This is a genomic window from Pseudonocardia halophobica, assembly GCF_027922425.1.
In the GTDB taxonomy this organism is placed as follows: Bacteria; Actinomycetota; Actinomycetes; order Mycobacteriales; family Pseudonocardiaceae; genus Pseudonocardia; species Pseudonocardia halophobica.
On record NZ_BSFQ01000042.1, the window covers coordinates 42223 to 63320 of the forward strand.

Below are 21098 nucleotides of genomic sequence, written 5' to 3' on the forward strand. Positions count from 1 at the left end.
GTACTCACTCTCCTTCGAGTGTGCTGGTGAAGGTCTGGCGGAGCTCGCCGATCCCGGCGATCTGGCTGGTCAGCACCTCGCCGGCGCGCAGGAACCGCGGCGGCGTGCGCCCGGCGCCGACCCCGGCGGGGGTGCCGGTGAACAGGAGGTCGCCGGGCAGGAGCGGGGTGACCGCGGACAGGCCCTCGATCAGGGCCGGCACGTCGAACAGGAGGTCGCGGGTGCGGCCGTGCTGGACGGTCTCGCCGTCGACCGCGCAGCTGAGCTCGAGGTCGTCCGGGTCGAGGCCGGAGTCGCGGAGCTCGTCGAGGGTGACGACCCAGGGGCCGGTCGGAGCGAAGCCGGGGAAGGACTTGCCGAGGCTGAACTGCGGGGCCGGACCGGCGAGCTGGCCGATCCGCTCGGAGAGGTCCTGCCCGACGGTCAGCCCGGCCACGTGGTCCCAGGCGTCGGCCGCGGCCACCCGCTCGGCGCGGCGCCCGATGACCGCGACGAGCTCGACCTCCCAGTCGGTGTTCCCGCCGTCGGGCAGCGCGACGGTGGTCACCGGGCCGGACAGCGCGGTCCGGAACTTGGTGAACACGGGCGGGAACCGGTCGGGGGCCGCGAGCTTCGACTCGGCGGCGTGGTCGCGGTAGTTGAGACCGATCGCGAAGACCTGGGCCGGTGCCGGCACGGGCGCGCCGAGGTCGGCCTCGTCGAAGGGGTGGGCGTCGGCGGGGTCGGCCTGCGCGGCCCAGGCGCGGAAGGCGTCCCAGTCGTCGTAGGCGGCGTGGGGGTCGGCGCCGATCCGCCCGCCGCTGGCCTTCTCGACGTCGATCGCGCCGGTGGGAACGAACAGCGTGAGCCGTCCGGAGAGGGTGCCGTATCGCATGGTGTCGCTCGTTTCGTGGAGACCGGGGGATCAGACGAGGGCGGTGACGTCGCCGCGGATGCCGAGCAGCGACTTGCCGTAGACCTCGGTGCTGATCTCGGGGTTGACGACGGCGTGGCGGCTGGCGGTCTCGCTGTCGCGCCAGATCCGCTGCAGTGGGCTGGACTCGGCGAAGCTGGACGCGCCGTGGGCGGAGACCAGGATCCGGATCGCCTCGCGGGCGTAGGTGACGGCGACGCCGGTGTCCATGCGCATGCGGGCGCGGGCGTCGTAGTGCGGGTACTCGCCGCGGGCGGCGGCCTCGTCGATCTCGGCGGCCGCGCGGTAGGCGTGCAGGTGCGCGGAGTCCACGAGCGACGCGGCCTTCGCCACGGCCAGCTGCACGGTGGGGGCTCCCACCTGGGTGTCGTAGAAGGTGTAGGAGATCGACCGCTTCGGGGCCTTGTCGAGCACGAGGTCGAGCGCGGCCTGGGCGAGCCCGAGCTGCGGGCCGGCCAGCACGAGGGCGGTGACCGGCACGAACGCCGAGTGGTAGAGGGCCTCGTCGGCGAAGGGGGTCGCCGGCCGGCCCTGGATCGCGGCGGGGACGGAGAGGTAGCGGTGGGCGGGGACGAAGACCTCGTCGGCGACGAGGGTGTTGGACGCGGTGCCGCGCATGCCCGCCACGAACCAGGTGTCCTCGATCGTCAGGTCGGACATCGGAATCAGGATCATGCCCTGGTCGCGCAGGCCACCGTCGGCGTCGAGCAGCGGGATGCCGACGACCGCCCACTGCGCGTGCGCAGACCCGGAGGCCCAGCCCCACTTGCCGCTGACGACGAACCCGCCGTCGACCTCACGCGCGGTCCCGGACGGGGCCAGCACCCCGGCGACGCGGGCCGACGGGTCGGCGCCCCATACGTCCTGCTGCGCCTGGGCGGGCCACAGCCCGGTGAACCAGCTGCAGACGTTCATCAGGGTGGTGACCCAGGCGGTCGAGCCGCAGCCGCGGGCGAGCTCGCGGGAGACCTCCAGCTTGGTGCGGAAGTCGGTCTGCAGGCCGCCGAAGCGGGTCGGCCGCATGATCGACAGCAGCCCGGCCTCGTCGATCGCGGTGATGTTCTCCTCCACCACGCGCCGGTCGGCCTCGGTCTGCCCCGCGTTGCCGGCCAGCAGCGGGACGAGCTTCGCGGCGCGGCCGACGAGGTCGGCGCGCAGCTCGCGATCGGCGTCGGTGGCGCCGGGACGGTCCAGGATGATGCTCATCGTCATTCTCCTTCGAACGATGCGACAGGTGGGTGGTCGGTCAGCTCGCCAGCACGGCGAGCCGGGAGTGCGTGCCGAACGTGCGGCGGGCGTAGACCAGCGGGGAAGCCGGCGACGAGGACGCCGACCGCACGCGGACGATCAGCAGGTCGTGGTCGCCGGCCGGGACGTACTGCTCGACGACCCCCGCCAACCAGCCGGCGGAGTCGGGTAGGTGGGGCAGCCCGTCCCGAACGACCCAGGCGAGGCCGTCGAACTTGTCGGGCCCGCGGCCGGCGAATGCGGCGGCGAGCTCCTGCTGCGCCTCGCTCAGCACGTTCACGCCGATCAGTCCGGAGTGCCGGACGTGGCCCAGCAGGGCCGACCCGTGGTCGAGGGCCAGCGACACCAGCGGTGGGTCGAGCGAGAGCGAGGCGAAGCTGGACACGGTCGTGCCGTGCGGCCGCCCGTCCGCGGTCAGGGTGGTGACGACGGTGACGGGCGCGCAGACCGCGCTCATCAGGTCCTTGAACCTCTGCTGGTCGACCATGTGGAGGTCTCCGTCCGTCTCGTCGTCGAGCCGGGTCGCGGCGGGCGCCGCTGCCGGTGCGACAGAGAGAACAGGGCCCGGCGGCCGCCGTGCTTGGTCTGCGGGTTCAAGTCCTCAGCGCGACGTTGAACCCGGCTGACCACGGTCACCTGTCGTCGGACTCCGGGTTCAACAGGACCCGGCGGTCCTGTGGTCGGGGTACAAGCCCCGGCGCCCGCAGTCGCTGTTCACTGCAGGCCGTCCAGGCGTTCAGCGACGAACCAGGGAGGTCGGCCATGACCGTGCTCGACGAGGCGGTGGAGGCGATCCGCGCGGGCCGGATCGTCGTGGTCCTCGACGACGAGGACCGGGAGAACGAGGCCGACCTGATCGTGGCAGCGGAACACGCCACCCCCGACACAGTGGCCTTCTTCCTCGAACACACCTCCGGGTTCCTCTGCGCCGCGCTGGCCCCCGAGCGGGTGGACGCGCTCGAGCTGCCGCCGATGGTCACCGCCAACGAGGACCCGCACGGCACCGCCTTCACCGTCAGCGTCGACGTGCGGTGCGGGACGACGACGGGCATCGGCGCGGCCGACCGGGCGGCGACCTGCCGCGCACTGGCGGACCCGGCGACCCGGCCGGAAGACCTGGCCCGCCCCGGCCACCTCATGCCGCTGCGTGCACGGGCGGGCGGTGTCCTCGCCCGGCGCGGGCACACCGAGGCCGGGGTGGACCTGTGCCGCCTGGCCGGGGTCGAACCGGTCGCGTTGATCTGCGAGCTCGTCACCCCTGACCGGCTCGGCATGCTTCGCGGAGCGGAGGCGGTCGCCTTCGCTGAGCGGCACGGCCTGCCTGTGATCACCATCGGCGAGCTGGCCGCCAGGCTGGGACAGCGCGGCGGTGTGGAGCGCGGCGGGGCCGCCCCGATCCCGACGTCCGCCGGGTCGCTCACCGCGGTCTCCTTCCGCGATCCGGCCGCCGGCGTCGAGCACGTCGCCCTCGTCCACGGTGACCTGCGACAGCCCGGCCCGGTGCTCTGCCGGGTGCACAGCGAATGTCTCACCGGCGACGTGTTCGGGTCGCGGCGCTGCGACTGCGGGCCACAGCTGCACACGGCCCTCGACCGGATCGCCGCCGAGGGCCGCGGCGTGCTCGTCTACCTGCGCGGCCACGAGGGTCGCGGGATCGGACTGGGGCCGAAGCTGCAGGCCTACCGGCTCCAGGACCGCGGGCTGGACACCGTCGACGCCAACACCGCCCTGGGCCAGCCCGTCGACGCCCGTGACTACGCCGCGGCCGCAGCGATCCTCGCCGACCTCGGCGTGGCCGAGGTGGCGCTGATGACGAACAACCCGGCGAAGGTGACCGGCCTCGAGGAGCACGGGATCCGGGTGCAGCGGCGGCTACCCGTGGAACCGGAGCCGGCCGCGGAGAGCCTGCGCTACCTGTCCACCAAGCGGGAACGCATGGGCCACCTGCTCGCGCCGGTGACGGCCTGATGCGCACCGGCACCGACCGGTCACAGCTCGTCGGGGTCCGGATCGAGAACCGCGTCCCCGATCTCCTCGGCCAGCAACAGCGCCGCGTGCAGGGCGAACCGGTGCTCGGCGACCTCCCGGCCGAGCAGCTGCTCGGCCCGCTTCACCCGGTAGGCCACCGTGCCGCGGGCGACGTGCAGTGCGCCGGCCACGGTGACCAGGCTGCGCTCGGCGTCGAGGTAGTGGAGCAGGGTCGTGCGCAGCACGCCCATCGGCTCGCTGCGCTCGGCCAGCGCCCCGAGCTCGCGGCGCACGAACTCCCCGGCCGCGATCAGATCGGTGCCGAGCAGCGCGGCGGGCGCGACGTCGGCGTAGTCGGTCACCGGGCCGTGGCGGTCACCGGAGAGCCTGCGCAGCTGCGCGGCCCGGACGGCCTCACGGTGGGTGCGGCGGAACCCGTCGATCCCCGTGGCGGGCACGCCGAACGCGGCCCGGACACCGTTGCCCGGCCGACGCCCCGACAGCGGCCGCTCGTCGCGGGGAACGGCGCCCCAGGCCCAGAGCTGACCCGAGCCGACCGGCACGACCAGCGTGGCGGTCGCTCCCCGCGCCCGCAGCAGGTCCGCCGCCGCCAGCTGCAGCGCCGAGTCCGCGGCGACGGCATCGGTCCACACCGTCAGGCCCAGGTGTCGGCGCTCGAGCTCGTAGCCGAGCGCGCGGGACGCGGCGGTGACGTCGACCGGCTCGCCGGCGAGCACGGCCCGGACGGTCTCGGCCCGGGCGGCGGCCGCACTGGTCGTCCAGCGGTCGTACTCGGCGAGGTACTCCCGGGTCATCGCATCGGCGAAGCCGTCGACGTACCGGAACAGCTCGTCCGTGACCGCCTTCATCTCGTCGGCCAGCCGTGCGCTCTCCACGAGCGTCTCGCACGACCGGAGGAACGCCTGGGCCATGTCCGCGTGGCCGAGCCGGATGCCGCGCAGCACCCGGTCCAGGGAGATCGACCGGCGGACGAACTCGCGGATGCCCTCGAGCGACTCCTCGGTGGTCGGGCTCAGCCCGGCGGACGGCTGCGCCAGCAGCAGCAGCGCCCGCTGCACCGAGGACTCGGTCCCCCGGCGCAGCATCTCGAACGGGGCGTCACCGCCGCCGAACGGCGGGATCTCCCGGGTGATCCGGGTGGCCATCTCCCGCCCGAGCTCGACAGCCCAGCAGACGGGCAGTTCACCGACCCGGGACACGCCCTCGGCGACGGTCGTCGGGAGGCAGGCCGACTCGGCGAGCGTGACCCGGCCCCGCGGGCCGAGCCCGCACAGCCATTCCCGGCCGGGCTCGGCGGACGTCACCGCACACCTCCACACGACATGTCACCCGTGGCCGCATCCATCCGGACGATTATCCGGCCGGTCGGGCGGTCGCCTCACCCCCTCGGAGCCGAATCGTGACCGTGATCCGTCAACCCGACCCTGACGTCCTCGACGTCACCCCGCTCGGTCGGTACGTGCGCTGGCTCGCCGCCCGGGGCCGTAGCGTGACCACGTACGACCAGCTGTGGCGCTGGTCGGTCGAGGACCTGCAGGGCTTCTGGGCCTCGGTCGCGGAGTTCACCGGTGCGCTCGACGCGACCGGGCCCGTACTGGGATCGCGAGCGATGCCCGGCGCGGAGTGGTTCCCCGGCACCACGCTGAACTACGCCGAGCACATGCTGGGCCGCCCGGAGGACACCGACCAGGTCGCGGTGATCGCGTACTCCCAGACCCGGGAGCGGATCGAGCTGACCTTCGGCGAGCTGGCCGAGCAGGTCGGCCGGGCCCGGGCAGGTCTCATCCGGCTGGGCGTCGGCCGCGGGGACAGGGTCGTCGCCTACCTCCCGAACGTGCCGGAGGCGCTCGTGGCGTTCCTGGCCTGCGCCTCGCTCGGCGCGGTCTGGGCGGCGTGCGCACCCGAGTTCGGCGCGCGCAGTGTCGTCGACCGGTTCGCCCAGGTCGAGCCGACGGTGCTGCTCGCCGTCGGCGGCTACGTGCACGGCGCGAAGGAGATCGACCGGTCCGCGGAGGTGGCAGCGATCCGCGCCGGGCTGCCCACCCTCCGCCACGTCGTCGGGGTCCGCTACGGCCGGTTCGAGATCGCCGACACACTGCCTTGGGCGGACCTGCTCGCCGAGCCTGCCGCGCTTGCGTTCGAGCCGGTGCCGTTCGACCACCCGTTGCACGTCCTGTTCTCCTCCGGCACCACAGGGCTGCCGAAAGCGATCGTGCACGGCCACGGTGGCATCCTGCTCGAACACCTCAAGCTGCAGGCCTTCCACCTCGACACCCGGCCTGGTGACCGGATCCTGTGGTTCACCACCACCGCGTGGACGATGTGGAACATCCTCGTCTCGGGGTTGCTGCAGCGCGCCGCGGTGGTGCTCGTCGACGGGAACCCGCAGTATCCGGACCTGCTGCAGCAGTGGCGGATCGCCGCCGAGGCCCGGGTGTCCCTGTTCGGCACCAGCCCCGGCTACCTGATGGCCTGCCGGAAGGCGGGGATCGTGCCGTCCGATGTGGACCTGTCCGCGCTTCGGATGCTCGGCATCACCGGGTCGCCGCTGCCCGACGAGGGCTTCGACTGGGCCACCGAGCAGCTCGGCACCTGGGTCCTGGTCAACTCGATGAGCGGTGGCACCGACATCTGCTCGGGCTTCGTGGCGGGCAACCCGTGGCTGCCGGTGTACCGCGGGGAGCTGGCCGGGCCCTGCCTCGGGGTGGACGTCACGGCGTTCGACCCACAGGGCGAGGAGATCGTCGGGGAAGTCGGCGAGCTCGTCGTCCGCCAACCCATGCCGTCCATGCCGGTCCGCTTCTGGAACGACCCCGACGACGCGCGCTACCGAGGGTCCTACTTCGACACCTACCCCGGGGTGTGGCGGCACGGCGACTGGGTCACGGTGTCTCCGCACCGCAGCTTCGTGATCTCCGGGCGCTCCGACGCCACCCTCAACCGGGGCGGTGTCCGGCTCGGCACGGCCGACTTCTACTCGGTGGTCGAGGAGTTGCCCGAGGTCGCGGACTCGCTCGTGGTGCACCTGGAGGACCACGGGGGAGGGCTCGGTCGGCTGCTGCTGTTCGTGGTGCCCGCCGGGGACACGGTGCTCGACGACGCCCTCCGTGACCGGATCCGGACCACCCTGCGCCGCGAGCTGTCGGCGCGGCACGTGCCCGACGCGATCGGCGCCGTCCCGGCGGTGCCCCGCACGATGACCGGCAAGAAGCTGGAGACCCCGATCAAGCGGATCCTGCAGGGACGACCTGTCCACGAGGTGATCAGTCCCGGCGCCGTCGACGACGTCGCGGCCCTCGCCGCCTTCACCGCCATGGACACGACCGAAGGAGTACGGACATGACCACCACGCTGCACGACGTGCGGGTGTTCGACGGCGAGCGCCTGCGCGAGCCCGGCACCGTGACCATCGAGGGCGGGCTGATCGGGCACGGGGCGGCAGGCCCCGGAACCGAGGTCGACGGTCGGGGCGGTGTGCTGCTGCCCGGGCTGATCGACGCCCACGTCCACCTCCTGGGCCCGGACGACCTCACCGCGCTGGCCGGGCACGGCGTCACCACCGCCCTGGACATGGCCTGCTGGCCCGCCGAGCGCGTCGACTCCTTCCGCGGCCGGATCCCGGACATCCGCAGCGCCGGCACGCCGGCGATCGGCGCCGGCGGCACACACGCCCGGATGCCTGGAATGCCCGCCGACGCCGTCCTGCGCGCCGCCGACCAGGCCGAACCCTTCGTCGCGGCGCGCGTCGCCGAGGGCGCGGACTACATCAAGGTCGTGATCGAGTGGCCCGGCCCGGACCTGCTCGACCAGCCGACGATCGACGCCGTCGCCGCCGCGGCCCGCGCCCACGGGATGCTCTCGGTCGCTCACGCCTCGTCCGTGGCGGCCTACCGGATGGCCGTGCACGCCGGCGTCGACGTCGTCACCCACGTCCCGCGCGACGGCGTGATCGATGCCGAGACGATCGCGCGGATGGCGGAGGCCGGCACCGCGGCCGTCCCGACGCTGGCGATGATGGAGGCCGTGGTGGCGCAGTTCGGCCGGCCCGGGGAGGCCTACGCCTACAGCCGGGACAGCGTCGCGGCCCTGCACGCGGCCGGCGTACCGGTCCTCGCAGGCACGGACGCCTTCTCCGGCCCGATGCTCCCCGACCCGGTGCGGCACGGCGTCTCGCTGCACCGGGAGCTGATGCTGCTGGTCGAGGCCGGGCTCACCCCCGCGGAAGCGCTGCGCGCGGCCACCGCGCTGCCCGCCCGGTACTTCGACCTCGGCGACCGCGGCGCGATCGCCCCGGGGCTGCGGGCCGACCTGGTCCTGCTCGCGGATGACCCGCTGGCGGACATCAGCGCCACCAGGGGCGTGCAGCGCGTCTGGTGCGGCGGTGTCGAGGTCGAGAAGGTCCTGCTGTGACGGCCCCGCTGATCGATGTGCACGCCCACTTCGTCACCGACGGCTACGTCGAGGCTGCCCGAGCTGCCGGACACACCGAACCCGACGGCATGCCCGGCTGGCCCACCTGGAGCGCAGCGCAGCACCTGGACCTGATGGACGAGCACGGCATCGCCACCTCGCTGCTGTCCATCTCGTCGCCCGGCACCCACTTCGGCGAGGACCTTCCCGCGCGTCGCTTGTCCCGCGAGGTCAACGAGGCCGGTGCCGAGATCCGGGCGGCCCATCCCGACCGGTTCGGCCACTTCGCCTCCCTGCCGCTACCCGACGCCGAGGGAGCGGTGGCCGAGGCCGTCCACGCGCTCGATCAGCTCGGCGCCGACGGGCTCGTGGTCGAGACCAACGCCGCAGGCCGGTACCTCGGTCACCCCGACAACGACCCCCTCTGGGCCGAGCTCGACCGGCGCGCCGCCGTGGTGTTCGTCCACCCGACGTCTCCACTCGCGGCCGAGGCGCTCACGGCCGGCCGGCCGCGCCCGATGCTGGAGTTCGTGTTCGACTCCGCCCGCGCCTTCGCCGACCTCGTGCTGAGCGGGACGCTCCACCGGTACCCGGACATCCGATGGATCGCCACGCACGGTGGCGGCGCGCTGCCGCTGCTGGCCGACCGCATCGAGCTGTTCCGTGGGCTCTTCGGCGATGCCGCTGCGGGCACCGTGCCCGTATCGCAGCAGCTCGCCCGCCTCTGGTTCGACACGGCCGGGACGCCGTTCCCGCACCAGATTCCCGCCCTGGAGCGCAGCGTGGGGACCGGGCGCCTCCTCTACGGCAGCGACTACTGCTGGACCCCACGTCCCGCCGTCGCCGCCCAGATCGCCTCCGTCGACGACGCACCGCAACCAGCCGGGACGAGCTGGCGCGCGCTGACCACCGACAACGCCCGTCGGCTCCTTCCGCAGCTCCCCGATCCGGGGCCGGCCCGGCCCGGCTGACGAACCACAGCGGACCCGAGCGGTCAGATGCCGCGAACCAGGTCGAGTATGTCGCCGGCGGCCTCGTCCCCGGCCCAGGCGACGTGCTGATCGGGTCGGACGAGGACGAGGTCGGTGCCGTACCGGTCCCGCAGCCCGCGGTCGGCGAGGTCCACGACCGTCAGCGGGACCGCACGCCGGTCGGCGGCGGCCAGCAGGGCGTGGGCCGCTGTACCGGGCCCGCCGAGTCGGAGCAGGGTCAGCTCGGGGCCGAGCCGGTCGTAGATGCTCACACCGTCGCCGAGCCAGGTGTGAGGTAGGCGGTGGCCGAGCAGGTCAGGGCACGGTTCTTCGTGGCGGGCGAGGACCGGGGAGCCGTCGTAGCCGGTGTCCAGGACGAGGTCGAGCGCGTGGAACTCCGCGTGCTTGGTCTGCTGGATCCGGCTGTGCAGCGCAGCCCGGGCCCGGTCGGCCGCCGGTCCGTCGGCGTCGAGGTCGGTGCCGACCAGGTCGGTGGATAGGACCTGCATGTTCGCGGTGGCCTCGGCGATCACCCGGTCCTGGAGGGGGCCGCGTTCGGCCTCGTAGGAGTCGAGCAGGGCCGGGCCGCCCCAGCCGTCGAGGTGGGCGGCGAGCTTCCAGCCGAGATCGACGGCGTCGCCGATGCCGGTGTTGAGGCCGTGCCCGCCGAAGGGCGGGTTGAGGTGCGCGGCGTCGCCCGCGAGGAACACCCGCCCCGCTCGGAGCCGGTCGACCCGTTGCATCCGCGCGGTCCAGGGATCGGTGGACAGGATCTCCACGTCGCACTCGGTCCCGGTCGCGGCGTGGACGAGCTGCGTCGCGTCACGGGAGCCGGTCTCGCGGTCGACGCCGAACGCGATGAACCACCAGGTGCCCTGTCGGTCGAGCGGGCCGAGGATCCCCGGCGCGCCCGGGTCGACGGTCCAGTACTGCACGGCCGGCCCGTGCGCGACGTGGCGCCACAGGTCGGGGGCGCGGAAGACCATGCCGAAGTTGGGTCGCAGGGCGTGCTCACCGACGTAGGCCGAGCCGATCTGCTCGCGTACCACGCTGCGCGGGCCGTCGGCGCCGACCACGTAGTCCGCGGTCACGACGGTGCTCCGGCCGGCCCGGTCGACCACGCCGACCTGGACCTCGTCGGGTTTCCGGTCGAGCGACGCGACGGACCAGCCGGTGGCCAGGGTGCAGGGTCCGAGACCGGCCACGGTGTCGCGCAGCAGTTCCTCGAGGACGTACTGGGGTGCCTGCTGGCCGCGTTCGGGATAGCGGTCACCGCCGTCGGCGAGGCCGAGCACCCCGGTGAAGCGGGACAGCTCGCGACCGGCGAGGGTCGTGCAGAACACGATGTCCTGCGACCAGTCGACGGGCAGCGGGGCGAGCTCGCGCAGCCGGTCGGCCAGCCCCCACCGTCGCAGGTGCTCCATGGTGCGGACGTTGATCGTCTTGCAGCGGGGGCGCGCGCGGGACACGCTCTCGCGGGGCTCGATCACCACACAGTGGACTCCCCGTCGGCCCAGTTCGACGGCGGTCGCGAGGCCGACGGGCCCGCCGCCGGCGATCAGCACCCGGGTCGACGGGGGCAGGGCCGTCATGCAGTCCTCCCCTGGGGGCGGCGGGCGAGCCGCTCGTACGCGGCGGCCACGGGGGGTACCAGAGCGCAGGCGGCGTCGGTGTCGGCGTGCGCGGCCCGAAGGTTCAGGATCGCGCCCATGCGATGCTCCGGGGGCACGTCATGGCCGCGGGCGGCGACCAGCGTGTGGTGGTGCGGGTTCGCCTCGCCGAAGGTCAGTTGGTAGACGGCCGGGGCGCCGGTGACCTGGCCGACGGCGTCGACCACGTCGCGTAGCCGCCTGGCGTAGGTCGCCAGCTCCTGGGCGTCGAGGCCCTGCAGCCGCTCTGCGTGGCGGCGCACGCGCAGGACGAACCAGCCGGGGACGTCGAAGCCGGGGACGACCTCGCAGGCCCACAGCGGGTCGCGGAACACGACCGCTGCGTCATCGGCGAGCTCCATCGCGCAGGGCAGGCAGGTGCTCATCACGCCGTCCTCTGGGGTGTCGACTGTCCGGTCGTGACCCGCGTCGGCGCAGTTGAGCGGGTCATCAGCAGCACGGCCCCGGCGGCGAGGACGGTCGGGATCGCGAGCAGACCGAACAAGGCTGCCGGTGTCCAACCACGGTCGACGAGCAGGCCGACCAGGATCGGCGAGGAGATGGCCCCCAGGCGTCCGAAAGCGGCAGCCCAGCCGACCGCGGTGGTGCGGACCGAGGCGGGGTAGAGGTCGGGGGCGAGGGCGAACAGCCCAGCCGCGCCTGCGTTGATCACCATCCCGACGACGACGGCGACCACGAGTGACGCGGCGAGGTTGCCGAGGGCGAGCCCCATGGCCAGGAAGGCGAGCCCGGTCGCGAGGAAGGAGCACACGGTCAGCAGCCGGCTGGAGATGAACAGGGCCAACAGGCTGAACAGCAGGGTCGCGGCGACCCCGCCCAGGTTCAGCAGCACCCCGCCGCCCAGGCCCTGTTGGGCGGAGAGCCCGCTCTGCTCCAGCAGTCGCGGGGTCCAGCTCGCCGCGAAGTAGAAGGCGGCCATCATCACGAAGAAGGCGATCCAGAGCAGGACCGACCGGACCCCGTTGCGCCCACGGAGGACCTCCGCGCGCACGCCGCGCGTGCTGCCGGGTCCGGGGGGCGGGAGTTCCTGCAGCGGCGGCAGCGCCATCCGGGCGAGCAGCCGGTTGACCTTCCCGAGCGCGCCGGCAGGTCGGCGGGTCAGGAGGAAGTCGATCGACTCGGGCATGGCCAGGACGATCACTATCAGCATCAGGGCGGTGATGGCGGCGCCGGCGGCGAAGGGGCCCCGCCACCCGAACTCGGCGGCGAGCAGCGCGGCGAGCGAACCGCCGAGCACCCCGCCCAGCGGCAGCCCTGCCGCGTAGAGGGCGATCGTGGCACCCCGGCGGCGGCGCGGTGAGTACTCGGCGAGGAGCACGGGCAGGCTCGCGACCATGCCGCCGATGCCCAGGCCGGTGACCAGCCGGGCGAGGCCGAGGCCCGCGTAGGCGGTCGACGTGGCGGCGAGCACCATCCCGGCGGTGGAGACGGCCAGGCAGGCGACTGTGAGCGGGCGCCGGCCGATCCGGTCGGCGAGCGGGGCGACGAAGGCGGATCCGAGTGCCATGCCGGCCAGGCCGCTGCTGAGCAGGAGCCCGACCTGCGAACCGGACAGGGCCCATTCGCGGGCGACCCCGGAGGCGGCGAACGCCATGACAAGGATGTCGAATCCGTCGACCATGTTGAGGACGAGGCACAGGAGGATGACACGGATCTGGAAGCGGCCGATCGACGAACCGTCGACGGCCTCGCGGACGGACATGTGGGCCCTTCTCGACGGTAAGGGTCAGGCGGTCGGGGTCGGGACGCGGGTCGTGCAGTCCCGGGCGAAGGCGAGCTGTCGCAGGTGCAGGGCGGCGCCGATCCGGTGGTGGTCGAGGCAGTGGCCCGCGCCGGGGACGATCTCGGAGTCGACGGGCAGGCCGGGAGTGAAGGCCGCGCGGAACAGGTCGCGGGCCTGGGGAGGAGTCCCAGAGTGCGTCGAACTCACCCAGCGCGTGGTGGACGGGTACCGACACCCGTGAGGCGACCTCGGCGAGGCGCAGTCCGGCCCAGGTCGGCGCGAAGGCCAGCTCCACCATCGGAGCCGGGGCGAAGGAGGCCCGGGCGGCGCGGACGGCGTCGTCGGTGACCGACCCGGCCGGGCCGTACCAGAGCTGTTCGCGGTCGGGGACCGGGAGGTCGACGACGCCGGCCAGTGGGAGGGCACCGAGCTGCTCGGCGGGGCCGCCGGCTCGGATGCGGGCCCCCATCCCGGTCGCCGAGACCCCGAGCAGGGACCACGCGAGTTCGCGTGCGGCGATCTCCAGGGCCGTCATGCCGCCGATCGAGTGGCCGATCAGCACGACGTCGCTGCACGGGGTCTCGGGCAGCAGCTCGGCCACGGCGGCGTCGAGCACTTCGGCCTGGCGGGCGAAGGTGTTCTCGTCCTCGGGCAGCGGGTCGCTGTCGCCGTAACCGGGGCGGTCGAGGGTGAGGACGTGGAAGCCGTTGCGTCCGGCGATGTCGACGAAGGATCCCGCGGGAGACCCGGCGACGGTGAAGTAGGCGCTGGTGTAGGTGCCCCCGTGGAGGGCGACGAGCAGCGGGAGCCCGGGTTCGGCCGAGCGGGACTCGTGGAGGGTTGCGGTGATGCGGCCTGCGACGTCCGCGACGAACTGCTTCATGACTCTCCCTCGAATCGTGAAGAACAGTGCTCGGCGGTGTCGGGCGCGGGACGCAGCTCCGACTCCGAGCGGCGGAACCGTAAAGCTAGAACTTATAAGATGTCAATCACACCCGTTCGGGGGCCGGAGTCGAGGTCAGGCCGTCTCGGCGGGTGCGGCCCACGCTCCCGAGCCCGGGCCGCCGACCTTGCCCATGCGGTCGAGCATCGTTCGCCGGTTCGCCTCGAGGTGCTCGCGCACCTGGGCGCGGAGACGCTCCGGGTCGCGGGAGCGGGCGGCCTCGACCAGCTCCTGGTGGACGTGTCCGCGGCGGGCGGCGAAGCTCTCCGGCTCGCCGACGGGGTCGAACACGAGCCGGGTGTAGCGCTCGGAGGCGTCCCACAAGGGTCGCAGCATCCGCAGGTCCCATTCGCCCGCGGCCGGGCGGATCAGGGCGGCGTGGAACTCGCGGTGCGGATCCCAGAAGTCCTCGGCAGGCACCCTGTCGAAGGCCTCGTGCACCAGTCGTTCGAGCTCGTCGATCTCCGCGTCGGTGCGGTCGGCCGCCGAGAGCGCCGCGAGTTCGGGCTCGACCATGATCCGCAACCGGTAGATCGCCCGCAGGTCGTCGGGGTCGAGCGGGGTGACGATCGCGCTGCGCGACGGGCTGAGGACCACCAGGCCCTGCGCCTCGAGTTGGCGGAGCGCCTCGCGGACGGGGACGTGGCTGACCCCGAGCTGCTCGGTCAGCGCGGGCACGGTGAACGGGCGGCCGGGCGGGAGGTCGCCGTTCAAGATGGAGCGGCGGATCTCGTGCAACACGAGGTCGACCGCCGAGGCCTTGCGGGCAGCCACCGATCGCATCCCGCGCTGATCCCCCAGCGTCACGGCACCCTCCGACCCTTCGTGCGACGTCGTCGGCACGCATGCTAGCGCACGTTGACATCTTATAAGTTAGTCTCTACGGTCCCGGTCGTGCTCCAGGTCACGCCGGAGTGACCTGGCCCGAGAGGAGACCGCTCATGGGCGCCACGCCGAAACTCGTCCACGTCGTCCTGCAGACCGCGCAGCCCGACGTCGTCCGCGACTGGTACTGCACCGTGCTGAAGGCCCACGTGGTGCACGCCGGGCACGGGTTGACCTTCCTCACCTTCGACGACGAGCACCACCGCATCGCGCTGCTCGAGGTGCCTGCCGAGGTGGCCCGGCCGAAGGAGCCCGGCACCGTCGGCATGCACCACACGGCGTTCACCTTCGACTCGCTCGACGATCTGCTGGAGCGCTACGCCGAGCTCCGTGCGGCCGGCGTCGAACCCGCCGTGCCGATCCAGCACGGGGTGACCACCTCGCTGTACTACCGCGACCCCGACGGCAACTTCGTCGAGATGCAGGTCGACAACTTCGCCACCGCCGACGAGGCCACGGCGTACATGAAGGGCCCGGAGTACGACGCCGACCCGGTCGGCCCGGCCTTCGACGTCGATCGGATGGTCGCCGCCCGCCGCGGCGGAGCGTCCGCCGCCGAGCTGTGCACCCGGGCCTGGGCCCTGTCCGGACCCGAGCTGCCCGATCCCATGCGCGTGCTGACCGGCGCCGCCCCGTCCCTCACCGCCTGACGACAGGAGCGACATCGATGGCAGCGCAGACTCCGGACTACCTGCTCGACCGTCCCGGCACGACCGACGACGCACGCGCGCTGCGCGCGGAGCTGGTGGGCCGCGCGCGTGAGATCGTCCCCGTCCTGGTGCGCAACGCCGCGAAGACCGAGCAGGACCGCCGCGTGGTCGAGGAGAACATCACCCTCGCCGACGACGCCGGGCTGTACCGGATCATGAAGCCGCGCCGGCTGGGCGGCCTGGAGACCGACATCCGCACGAAGCTCGAGGTGTCGCGCGAGTTGGCCCGCGGATGCGGGTCGACCGCGTGGGTCTCCACGTTGATGAACGTCTGTTCCTTCTTCGCCGGGCTGTTCCCCGATCGCGCCCAGCGCGACATCTGGGAGGAGAACCCGGGCAACCGGATCGCCGGCGTCCTCGCGCCGTCCGCGGAGGCCATCAAGGTCGACGGCGGCTACCGGGTGACCGGCAGGTGGGGCTGGGCCTCGGGGTGCCTGCACTCCCAATGGGCCGTGGTCGGCTTCCCGGTGCCCGACGAGCGCGGGGAGGTCGTCGACCAGGGGCTGGCCCTGGTCCCGATGAGCGACCTGACCATCGAGGACACGTGGTTCGTCGCCGGCATGCGCGGAACCGGCTCGAACACCCTCGTCGCACAGGACGTGTTCATCCCCGAGCACCGGGTCATCTCGGTGCCCGCCGCCATCGGCGGCCGCTACGGCACCGAGCACACCGGCGAGGCCCTCTACCGCTCTTCATTCGTGCCCGTCGCCGCGCTGGTGCTCGCCGGGCCCCAGCTCGGACTCGCCCAGGCCGCCCTCGAGTTGGTGCTGGAGAAGGCGCCCAAGCGATCGATCTCCTACACCTTCTACGACGTGCAGACCGAAGCACCCACGGTCCAGCTCGCCGTGGCCAAGGCGGCCGCGCTGGTCGACTCGGCGCACCTGCACGCCTACCGCGCCGCCGCGGACATCGACCAGGCCGCCGCCGACGGCGTCTACCCCGACTACGCCGCCCGGGCCCGGGTCCGCATGGACACCGGCACCGCGATCGAGAACGCCCGCGAGGCGATCCGGATCCTGGTCTCCGCGCACGGCGCGTCCAGCTTCGCCGAGTCCAGCCCGCTGCAGCGCATCTGGCGCGACTCGGAGGTGGCCTCCCGGCATGCGGTGATCAGCCCGGCGATCTCCGCCGAGGTCTACGGCCGGGCACTGCTCGGTCTCACCGACGGCGTCACCGCACTCGTCTGACCTGGAAGGATTCCATGCGCATCGCGAATCACGCCGGCCGGCTGGTCCTGCTCGACCCCGAGGACCCGTCCCGCGCTCTCGACGTCGAGCAGGCCGGCGGAGGCCGGTTCCCGGCCGACCCGCAGTCGGTCTACGGCCGGTGGGCGGAGTTCCGCGCCTGGGCCGCCTCCGCCTCGTTCGACGCCGCGACGCCGGTCGACGAGGCGGCGCTGGGCCCGGTCGCACCGCGGCCCCCGCAGATCTTCGCGGTCGGCCTGAACTACCGCGACCACGCCGACGAGTCCGGCTTCGCCGCGCCCACCGAACCCGTCGTGTTCACCAAGTACGCCTCCAGCCTCACCGGCCCCCGCGGGGACATCGCCCTGACACCGGGCAACGTGGACTGGGAGGTCGAGCTCGTCGCCGTCATCGGGGTGGGCGGACGCCACATCTCCGAAGCCGACGGCTGGGACCATGTCGCCGGCGTCAGCCTGGGCCAGGACATCTCCGATCGCGTCACCCAGTTCGCCGCCCCGCCGGCACAGTTCGGGTTGGGCAAGTCCTACCCAGGCTTCTCACCCGTCGGGCCGCACCTCGTCACCGTCGACGAGCTGCGTGCGACGGGCCTCGACCCGGACGACCTCGAGCTGGGCTGCCTCGTCGAGGGGGAGAGCGTCCAGAAGGCGCGTACCGGCGACATGATCTTCCCGGTACCCACGCTCGTCGCGAAGCTCTCGACGGTCGTGACACTGCTCCCCGGCGACCTGATCTTCACCGGCACTCCCTCCGGGGTCGGGGTGGGAATGTCCCCGCCACGGTTCCTGCAGGCCGGCGAGGAACTCGTCACCTGGGCCACCGGTATCGGGGAGATGCGTCACCGATTCGTCCGGGCCTGATCCAGGACCTGACGCTGCGACGTCACGATCCCGAGTCGTGGGACGGACCTGCACCTGACTCGGTGATCACCAGATCGTCCTCGTCGTGCAGGCCGTTCGACGGTTGTGCCGCCCAGTGGGCCTCGTGTGCCTCGGCTGCCCGCACGTAGGTCTGAAGTGCGGGGACGATGCCGCTGTAGTCGCGTGCTCGGCTTGCCAGCCGGGAGTGGACGACGGTGGCGCCCGCTCGCTGTGCGGCGTCCAGGACTCCGACGAGGGTGGGGAGCACGAGGTCCGACCGGGTGGCGCCGCCCCGGCTCAGCAGGGCGCGGTAGACGGTGTAGTCCCCGGCGATGCTGCCGGTGTGGGACTGGACCGCTCGTGCACCCACCTCGCTGCGGCCGGTCTTGAGCACCAGGACCGGCTTGCTTGCGGCGCGGAGGCCGTCGACGGCGCCGAGCAGCCTGCGGCCGGGGGTTGGCGCCCTTCGAGGATGGCGGCGACCGCGCTGGTCGCGTCGTCGGCCGCGAGGTGGTCGTTCGGAGCCGAAGTCGTCGCTGCCGCTGAAGACGGCCGCGTCACGACAACGGCTCCGGCGGCGGAGGGTCCGTCGCCGGCCCCTTCGCCTGGAACGCGGGCTGCGCCGGCGGCGAGAGCGGCGGGCTGTCCTACAGCGACGACGATGCCGGTCCGGTCATGCTGAACGGTGGCGCGGGCGCTGCCGGGCACGGTGACCCGGCCGGGACTCTGTCGAGCCTGAGGACCGGCTCATCCGGTCGCCCGGTCAGGTCGGACACCTCAACGGCGCGGCCGGGCGCGGGGACTGGGGCTGGCCGGGCGCGGCTGCGGGCTTGGCCGAGCGCGGTGAACCGAGCCGGTGGTCAGGATGGCGGTGGCATCGCCGAACACCGGTGAACAGCTGACTCCTAGGCTGATTCCCTGTGGGAGCTGGGCTGTCAAGGAGGTGTCTTGCGTCCGGGTTGCTGGGAGCGTGAGGATGGCTGGTGGGGAAGGTCGCCTCGTTGTCGACGCCCTGGAGCGTCTGGCCTGTGTCCCGCGAGGACTCCGTGAGGGGCCTTCCCCGCCTTCGTCGTGTGCGTTGCTGAGGGGCTTTTGCGGCTGCGTCGGCGGGCCCGGACGGCGGCGGGGACGGTCCACCGCTCGGCGATGATCGCCTTCGCGGCGGTGGGGTCGATGGGGGTGCTGTCGGTGTCGCAGATGACGTAGGGCATGCCGCGGCGCAGCACCGCCCAGGCGCGTTCGGCCAGCGCGGCCGCGACCACGCAGAGCGCTTTGGTGTGCGTGGCGCCGCGTTCGACGATCTGGGTGTAGTAGATCTTCGCTAGTTGCGGGTCCTGGCGGCGGGCGTTGTCCGCGGCCCGGATCAGGGTGGTGCGCAGCAGCGCCGGGCCGGCCTTGGACATGGGCCGGCCCTTGCGGTCGGTCTCGCCGGTCTCCGAGGCGCGGGGGGCCAGCCCGGTGAACGAGCGGAACTGCCGCGCGGTGGGGAACCGGGCGGCGTCACCGACGATGGCGACCAGCGCCGGGGCGCCGATGTGGGCCAGGCCGGGCAGGCTGCGGGCGAGCTGGCCGGGATCGGCCCGCCGGTAGGCCTCCTCCCGGTGTGCGGCGTGTTCGGCCAGTTCGGCCTGGACGGCGCGCAGCAGCCGGACCTCGGTGGCGACCTCGGCGGCCAGATCGGTGAACGGCATCGCCGGATAGGCCGCGTAGAGCTCGACCGCTTCTGCGGCGGCGGCCCGCCAGGCCGCGGCCCGCTCGGCGCCCTGCTGCCCGTGTGAGGCCTTGTCGATCACAGTGGTGAGGCGGGCCGGGCCGGCGGCGAGCAGCGCGCGCGGGTCGGCCCAGCGTTCGAGCACGGCCAGGTCGGCCCGCCCGAGCTCGCCGGTCAGCGGGGTGGCCGGTAGTAGCTGACGGACCAGGTCCTTGATCCGCACCTTGTGTGCGGTGGCGGCGCGGGTGAGCCGGTCGGTGGCCCGCACGCGGCGGTCCAGCGCCGCGGTCTGCACGCCGGGCAGCTCCAGCGGGCGCAGCCCGTCGGGGTCGAGCAGCGGCAACCGGGCCAGGGTGTCGGCGTCGATGCCGTTGCTCTTGGCGTGCCGGGACAGAAACCGGCGCAGGTCCGCGGCCTTGGCGCTGGAAACCCGATAGACCAGGTGCCCGCGGCCGGTGAAGAACACCGCGACCGGCAGCCACGCCGGCCCGGTCGGCTCAACCACACCTCCAGCCGGGTGCCCGGCGCGGCGCCGGCCAGGGCGGCGTCCTCGATCCGGGACAGCTCGGCCACCGTCGGCCCACCCCGGCCCCGACCCAGCGTGCGACCCGCCTCGTCGAGCACCCGCACGGTGTGCGCGCTGGCGATCCCCAGGTCGATGCCCACCAGTCGTCGTTGCATCCGCATCCTCCCCTGCCCAGCCCCGTCGCCCCGGGCTGTTCCGCGCAGGGCGGCGCACTGATCGGCCACGGTCCCCACGGGCGGCAAGCGATCCTGACGACGGCTCCCACTCATGTGCTGCAACCAGACCCGACCCGCCAGGGGCCGGTCTACTTCCCTCATCCGGGGCACCCGTGGCCAGGCCAGCGGTGGCAATCAGCCCAGCGAGGCACGAACACACATCCGCCCTCAGAGCGCTACTCGACGCCACCCACCGGACCAGCCGGGATGCGCATGCAACCCCGGAACCCCGGGCCGATCAAGTCCCGAAGCTCCTTACATGAGTGCAGGTCACGAAGATCGGCGGCATGCCGGGTGGGAGGGCCACTGAGCTGCGGTTCTCGACGCACTGACCGGGTCGGCGTGCGTGACAGCTGACTCCCTTTTCGGGGTTTGCGGTAGATAAACGTCGAGTTGGACCTTGGAAACGCGAAGCAGGCCAGAGCGACAACGCTCTGACCTGCTGCTTCTGTGCGCCGCGAGGGAATCGAACCCCCAACCCGCTGGAGGGGAGTCGGGTGTTCCACCGCAGGCCCCGATGAGCGTTGGTGCTGGTGAGAGCAGCCTCGCCTCGTTGACGATCTTGGCTCATGTTCAGTCGCAGGGGTCATGATCGATCGTAAGCAATGACCAAAACGGTGACCAAGAGGGTCTCTCAGGCGTTCTGGGGGAAGCCCAGGTTGATGCCGCCGTGCTGTTCCCGCGCGGCCGGGTCGAGCCAGCGGGTGGTCACGACCTTGCCGCGGGTGAAGAAGTGGAAGCCCTCCACGCCGTGGGCGTGGGTGTCGCCGAACAGCGAGTTCTTCCAGCCCCCGAAGGAGTAGTAGGCCATCGGCACCGGCACCGGCACGTTGATGCCGATCATCCCGACCTCGACCTCGTTCTGGAACCGCCGCGCCGCTCCGCCGTCGTTGGTGAAGATCGCGGTCCCGTTGCCGTACGGGTTGGCGTTGATCAGCTCGACGGCCTCCTCGTAGGTGTCCACGCGGACCACCGAGAGCACCGGGCCGAAGATCTCGTCGGTGTAGATGCTCATGTCGGTCGTGACGTTGTCGAACAGCGTCGGGGCCACGAAGAACCCGGCCCCGTCCGCGTCGAACTCGCCCTGCCGCCCGTCGACCACCAGCGTGGCGCCCGCCGACT

Annotated in this window: 19 protein-coding genes and 1 pseudogene; 7 read left to right on the forward strand and 13 right to left on the reverse strand. The window is 72.9% G+C overall.

The genetic code is table 11. The features are described from left to right. Positions 1–4: 4 nt before the first annotated feature. Genes PKE99_RS31575 through PKE99_RS31585 form a run of 3 tightly spaced genes read right to left on the reverse strand, consistent with a single transcriptional unit; the run spans position 5 to position 2648 of the window. Positions 5–874 carry a fumarylacetoacetate hydrolase family protein gene (locus PKE99_RS31575; RefSeq protein ID WP_037048914.1) on the reverse strand — a complete coding sequence of 290 codons (870 nt, stop codon included), beginning with the start codon at positions 872–874 and terminating at the stop codon, positions 5–7. Between the two features lie 30 nt (positions 875–904). After that, a complete protein-coding gene (locus PKE99_RS31580) occupies positions 905–2119 on the reverse strand; it encodes an acyl-CoA dehydrogenase family protein (RefSeq protein WP_081924419.1) in 1215 nt (404 codons plus the stop codon). Between the two features lie 40 nt (positions 2120–2159). Further along, on the reverse strand, positions 2160–2648 hold the full coding sequence (locus PKE99_RS31585; RefSeq protein WP_037048912.1) for a flavin reductase family protein: 489 nt from the start codon (positions 2646–2648) through the stop codon (positions 2160–2162). A 275-nt stretch (positions 2649–2923) separates the two neighbouring features. On the opposite strand from PKE99_RS31585, the gene PKE99_RS31590 reads away from it, so the two are divergent. Then, positions 2924–4129: a bifunctional 3,4-dihydroxy-2-butanone-4-phosphate synthase/GTP cyclohydrolase II gene (locus PKE99_RS31590; protein WP_037048909.1), complete on the forward strand. Its 1206-nt coding sequence runs from the start codon at positions 2924–2926 to the stop codon at positions 4127–4129. A 20-nt stretch (positions 4130–4149) separates the two neighbouring features. Here the strand turns inward: PKE99_RS31590 and PKE99_RS31595 are convergent, their stop codons facing one another. Next, entirely contained in the window at positions 4150–5454 is a 1305-nt protein-coding gene (locus PKE99_RS31595) for a PucR family transcriptional regulator (protein WP_037048906.1), read from the reverse strand. Between the two features lie 101 nt (positions 5455–5555). On the opposite strand from PKE99_RS31595, the gene PKE99_RS31600 reads away from it, so the two are divergent. Genes PKE99_RS31600 through PKE99_RS31610 form a run of 3 tightly spaced genes read left to right on the forward strand, consistent with a single transcriptional unit; the run spans position 5556 to position 9531 of the window. Further along, on the forward strand, positions 5556–7493 hold the full coding sequence (locus PKE99_RS31600; protein ID WP_037049258.1) for an acetoacetate--CoA ligase: 1938 nt from the start codon (positions 5556–5558) through the stop codon (positions 7491–7493). Beyond that, positions 7490–8560, forward strand: coding sequence for an amidohydrolase family protein (locus PKE99_RS31605; RefSeq protein ID WP_037048903.1), 1071 nt, complete (start codon positions 7490–7492; stop codon positions 8558–8560). The genes PKE99_RS31600 and PKE99_RS31605 overlap by 4 nt, the downstream gene beginning before the upstream one ends. After that, complete coding sequence (locus tag PKE99_RS31610) at positions 8557–9531, forward strand: amidohydrolase family protein (protein ID WP_037048900.1); 975 nt, start codon at positions 8557–8559, stop codon at positions 9529–9531. The genes PKE99_RS31605 and PKE99_RS31610 overlap by 4 nt, the downstream gene beginning before the upstream one ends. A gap of 23 nt (positions 9532–9554) precedes the next feature. On the opposite strand, the gene PKE99_RS31615 is transcribed toward PKE99_RS31610, so the two are convergent. From PKE99_RS31615 to PKE99_RS31635, 6 genes and pseudogenes are all read right to left on the reverse strand, one after another. Further along, the gene (locus PKE99_RS31615) at positions 9555–11123 is read right to left on the reverse strand and encodes an FAD-dependent monooxygenase (RefSeq protein ID WP_037048898.1); all 1569 of its coding nucleotides are present in this window, start codon (positions 11121–11123) and stop codon (positions 9555–9557) included. Then, on the reverse strand, positions 11120–11566 hold the full coding sequence (locus PKE99_RS31620) for a hypothetical protein (RefSeq protein ID WP_037048897.1): 447 nt from the start codon (positions 11564–11566) through the stop codon (positions 11120–11122). The genes PKE99_RS31615 and PKE99_RS31620 overlap by 4 nt, the downstream gene beginning before the upstream one ends. Next, complete coding sequence (locus PKE99_RS31625) at positions 11566–12903, reverse strand: MFS transporter (RefSeq protein WP_051737796.1); 1338 nt, start codon at positions 12901–12903, stop codon at positions 11566–11568. Before PKE99_RS31625 ends, PKE99_RS31620 begins: the two co-directional genes overlap by 1 nt. 24 nt (positions 12904–12927) lie before the next feature. Continuing rightward, positions 12928–13131: a hypothetical protein gene (locus PKE99_RS31630; RefSeq protein WP_037048896.1), complete on the reverse strand. Its 204-nt coding sequence runs from the start codon at positions 13129–13131 to the stop codon at positions 12928–12930. A gap of 256 nt (positions 13132–13387) precedes the next feature. Further along, positions 13388–13807, reverse strand: a pseudogene (locus tag PKE99_RS39105) (alpha/beta hydrolase); the annotation flags it as partial. A gap of 135 nt (positions 13808–13942) precedes the next feature. Further along, positions 13943–14641 (reverse strand): GntR family transcriptional regulator, encoded by a 699-nt coding sequence (locus tag PKE99_RS31635; protein ID WP_197040737.1) that lies wholly within the window; start codon positions 14639–14641, stop codon positions 13943–13945. Positions 14642–14808: 167 nt separating this feature from the next. Between PKE99_RS31635 and PKE99_RS31640 the strand changes: the two genes are divergently transcribed. From PKE99_RS31640 to PKE99_RS31650, 3 genes are read left to right on the forward strand one after another with little or no spacing between them, the layout of a single operon-like run. Next, a complete protein-coding gene (locus tag PKE99_RS31640) occupies positions 14809–15402 on the forward strand; it encodes a VOC family protein (protein WP_037048893.1) in 594 nt (197 codons plus the stop codon). A 17-nt stretch (positions 15403–15419) separates the two neighbouring features. After that, positions 15420–16649, forward strand: coding sequence for an acyl-CoA dehydrogenase family protein (locus PKE99_RS31645; RefSeq protein WP_081924416.1), 1230 nt, complete (start codon positions 15420–15422; stop codon positions 16647–16649). 14 nt (positions 16650–16663) lie between these two features. Next, positions 16664–17524, forward strand: a complete 861-nt coding sequence (locus PKE99_RS31650) for a fumarylacetoacetate hydrolase family protein (protein WP_037048891.1) — start codon at positions 16664–16666, stop codon at positions 17522–17524. 22 nt (positions 17525–17546) lie between these two features. Here PKE99_RS31650 and PKE99_RS31655 read toward each other — a convergent pair whose 3' ends face one another. The 3 genes from PKE99_RS31655 to PKE99_RS31665 form a co-directional block, all read right to left on the reverse strand. Then, positions 17547–17966 carry a hypothetical protein gene (locus PKE99_RS31655; RefSeq protein ID WP_081924414.1) on the reverse strand — a complete coding sequence of 140 codons (420 nt, stop codon included), beginning with the start codon at positions 17964–17966 and terminating at the stop codon, positions 17547–17549. A gap of 493 nt (positions 17967–18459) precedes the next feature. Then, on the reverse strand, positions 18460–19740 hold the full coding sequence (locus tag PKE99_RS31660) for an IS110 family transposase (RefSeq protein WP_037048887.1): 1281 nt from the start codon (positions 19738–19740) through the stop codon (positions 18460–18462). A gap of 870 nt (positions 19741–20610) precedes the next feature. After that, a partial coding sequence (locus tag PKE99_RS31665) for an aldehyde dehydrogenase family protein (RefSeq protein WP_271214950.1) occupies positions 20611–21098 on the reverse strand: 488 nt, incomplete at its 5' end.

What these genes read in the sequence shown, in the direction of transcription:
- PKE99_RS31640 (WP_037048893.1), top strand. Translation starts at nt 14,809, where the DNA reads ATGGGCGCCACGCCGAAACTCGTCCACGTCGTCCTGCAGACCGCGCAG.
- PKE99_RS31590 (WP_037048909.1), top strand. Translation starts at nt 2,924, where the DNA reads ATGACCGTGCTCGACGAGGCGGTGGAGGCGATCCGCGCGGGCCGGATC.
- PKE99_RS31585 (WP_037048912.1), bottom strand. Translation starts at nt 2,648, where the DNA reads ATGGTCGACCAGCAGAGGTTCAAGGACCTGATGAGCGCGGTCTGCGCG.
- PKE99_RS31615 (WP_037048898.1), bottom strand. Translation starts at nt 11,123, where the DNA reads ATGACGGCCCTGCCCCCGTCGACCCGGGTGCTGATCGCCGGCGGCGGG.
- PKE99_RS31625 (WP_051737796.1), bottom strand. Translation starts at nt 12,903, where the DNA reads ATGTCCGTCCGCGAGGCCGTCGACGGTTCGTCGATCGGCCGCTTCCAG.
- PKE99_RS31575 (WP_037048914.1), bottom strand. Translation starts at nt 874, where the DNA reads ATGCGATACGGCACCCTCTCCGGACGGCTCACGCTGTTCGTTCCCACC.
- PKE99_RS31620 (WP_037048897.1), bottom strand. Translation starts at nt 11,566, where the DNA reads ATGAGCACCTGCCTGCCCTGCGCGATGGAGCTCGCCGATGACGCAGCG.
- PKE99_RS31645 (WP_081924416.1), top strand. Translation starts at nt 15,420, where the DNA reads ATGGCAGCGCAGACTCCGGACTACCTGCTCGACCGTCCCGGCACGACC.
- PKE99_RS31650 (WP_037048891.1), top strand. Translation starts at nt 16,664, where the DNA reads ATGCGCATCGCGAATCACGCCGGCCGGCTGGTCCTGCTCGACCCCGAG.
- PKE99_RS31580 (WP_081924419.1), bottom strand. Translation starts at nt 2,119, where the DNA reads ATGAGCATCATCCTGGACCGTCCCGGCGCCACCGACGCCGATCGCGAG.
- PKE99_RS31605 (WP_037048903.1), top strand. Translation starts at nt 7,490, where the DNA reads ATGACCACCACGCTGCACGACGTGCGGGTGTTCGACGGCGAGCGCCTG.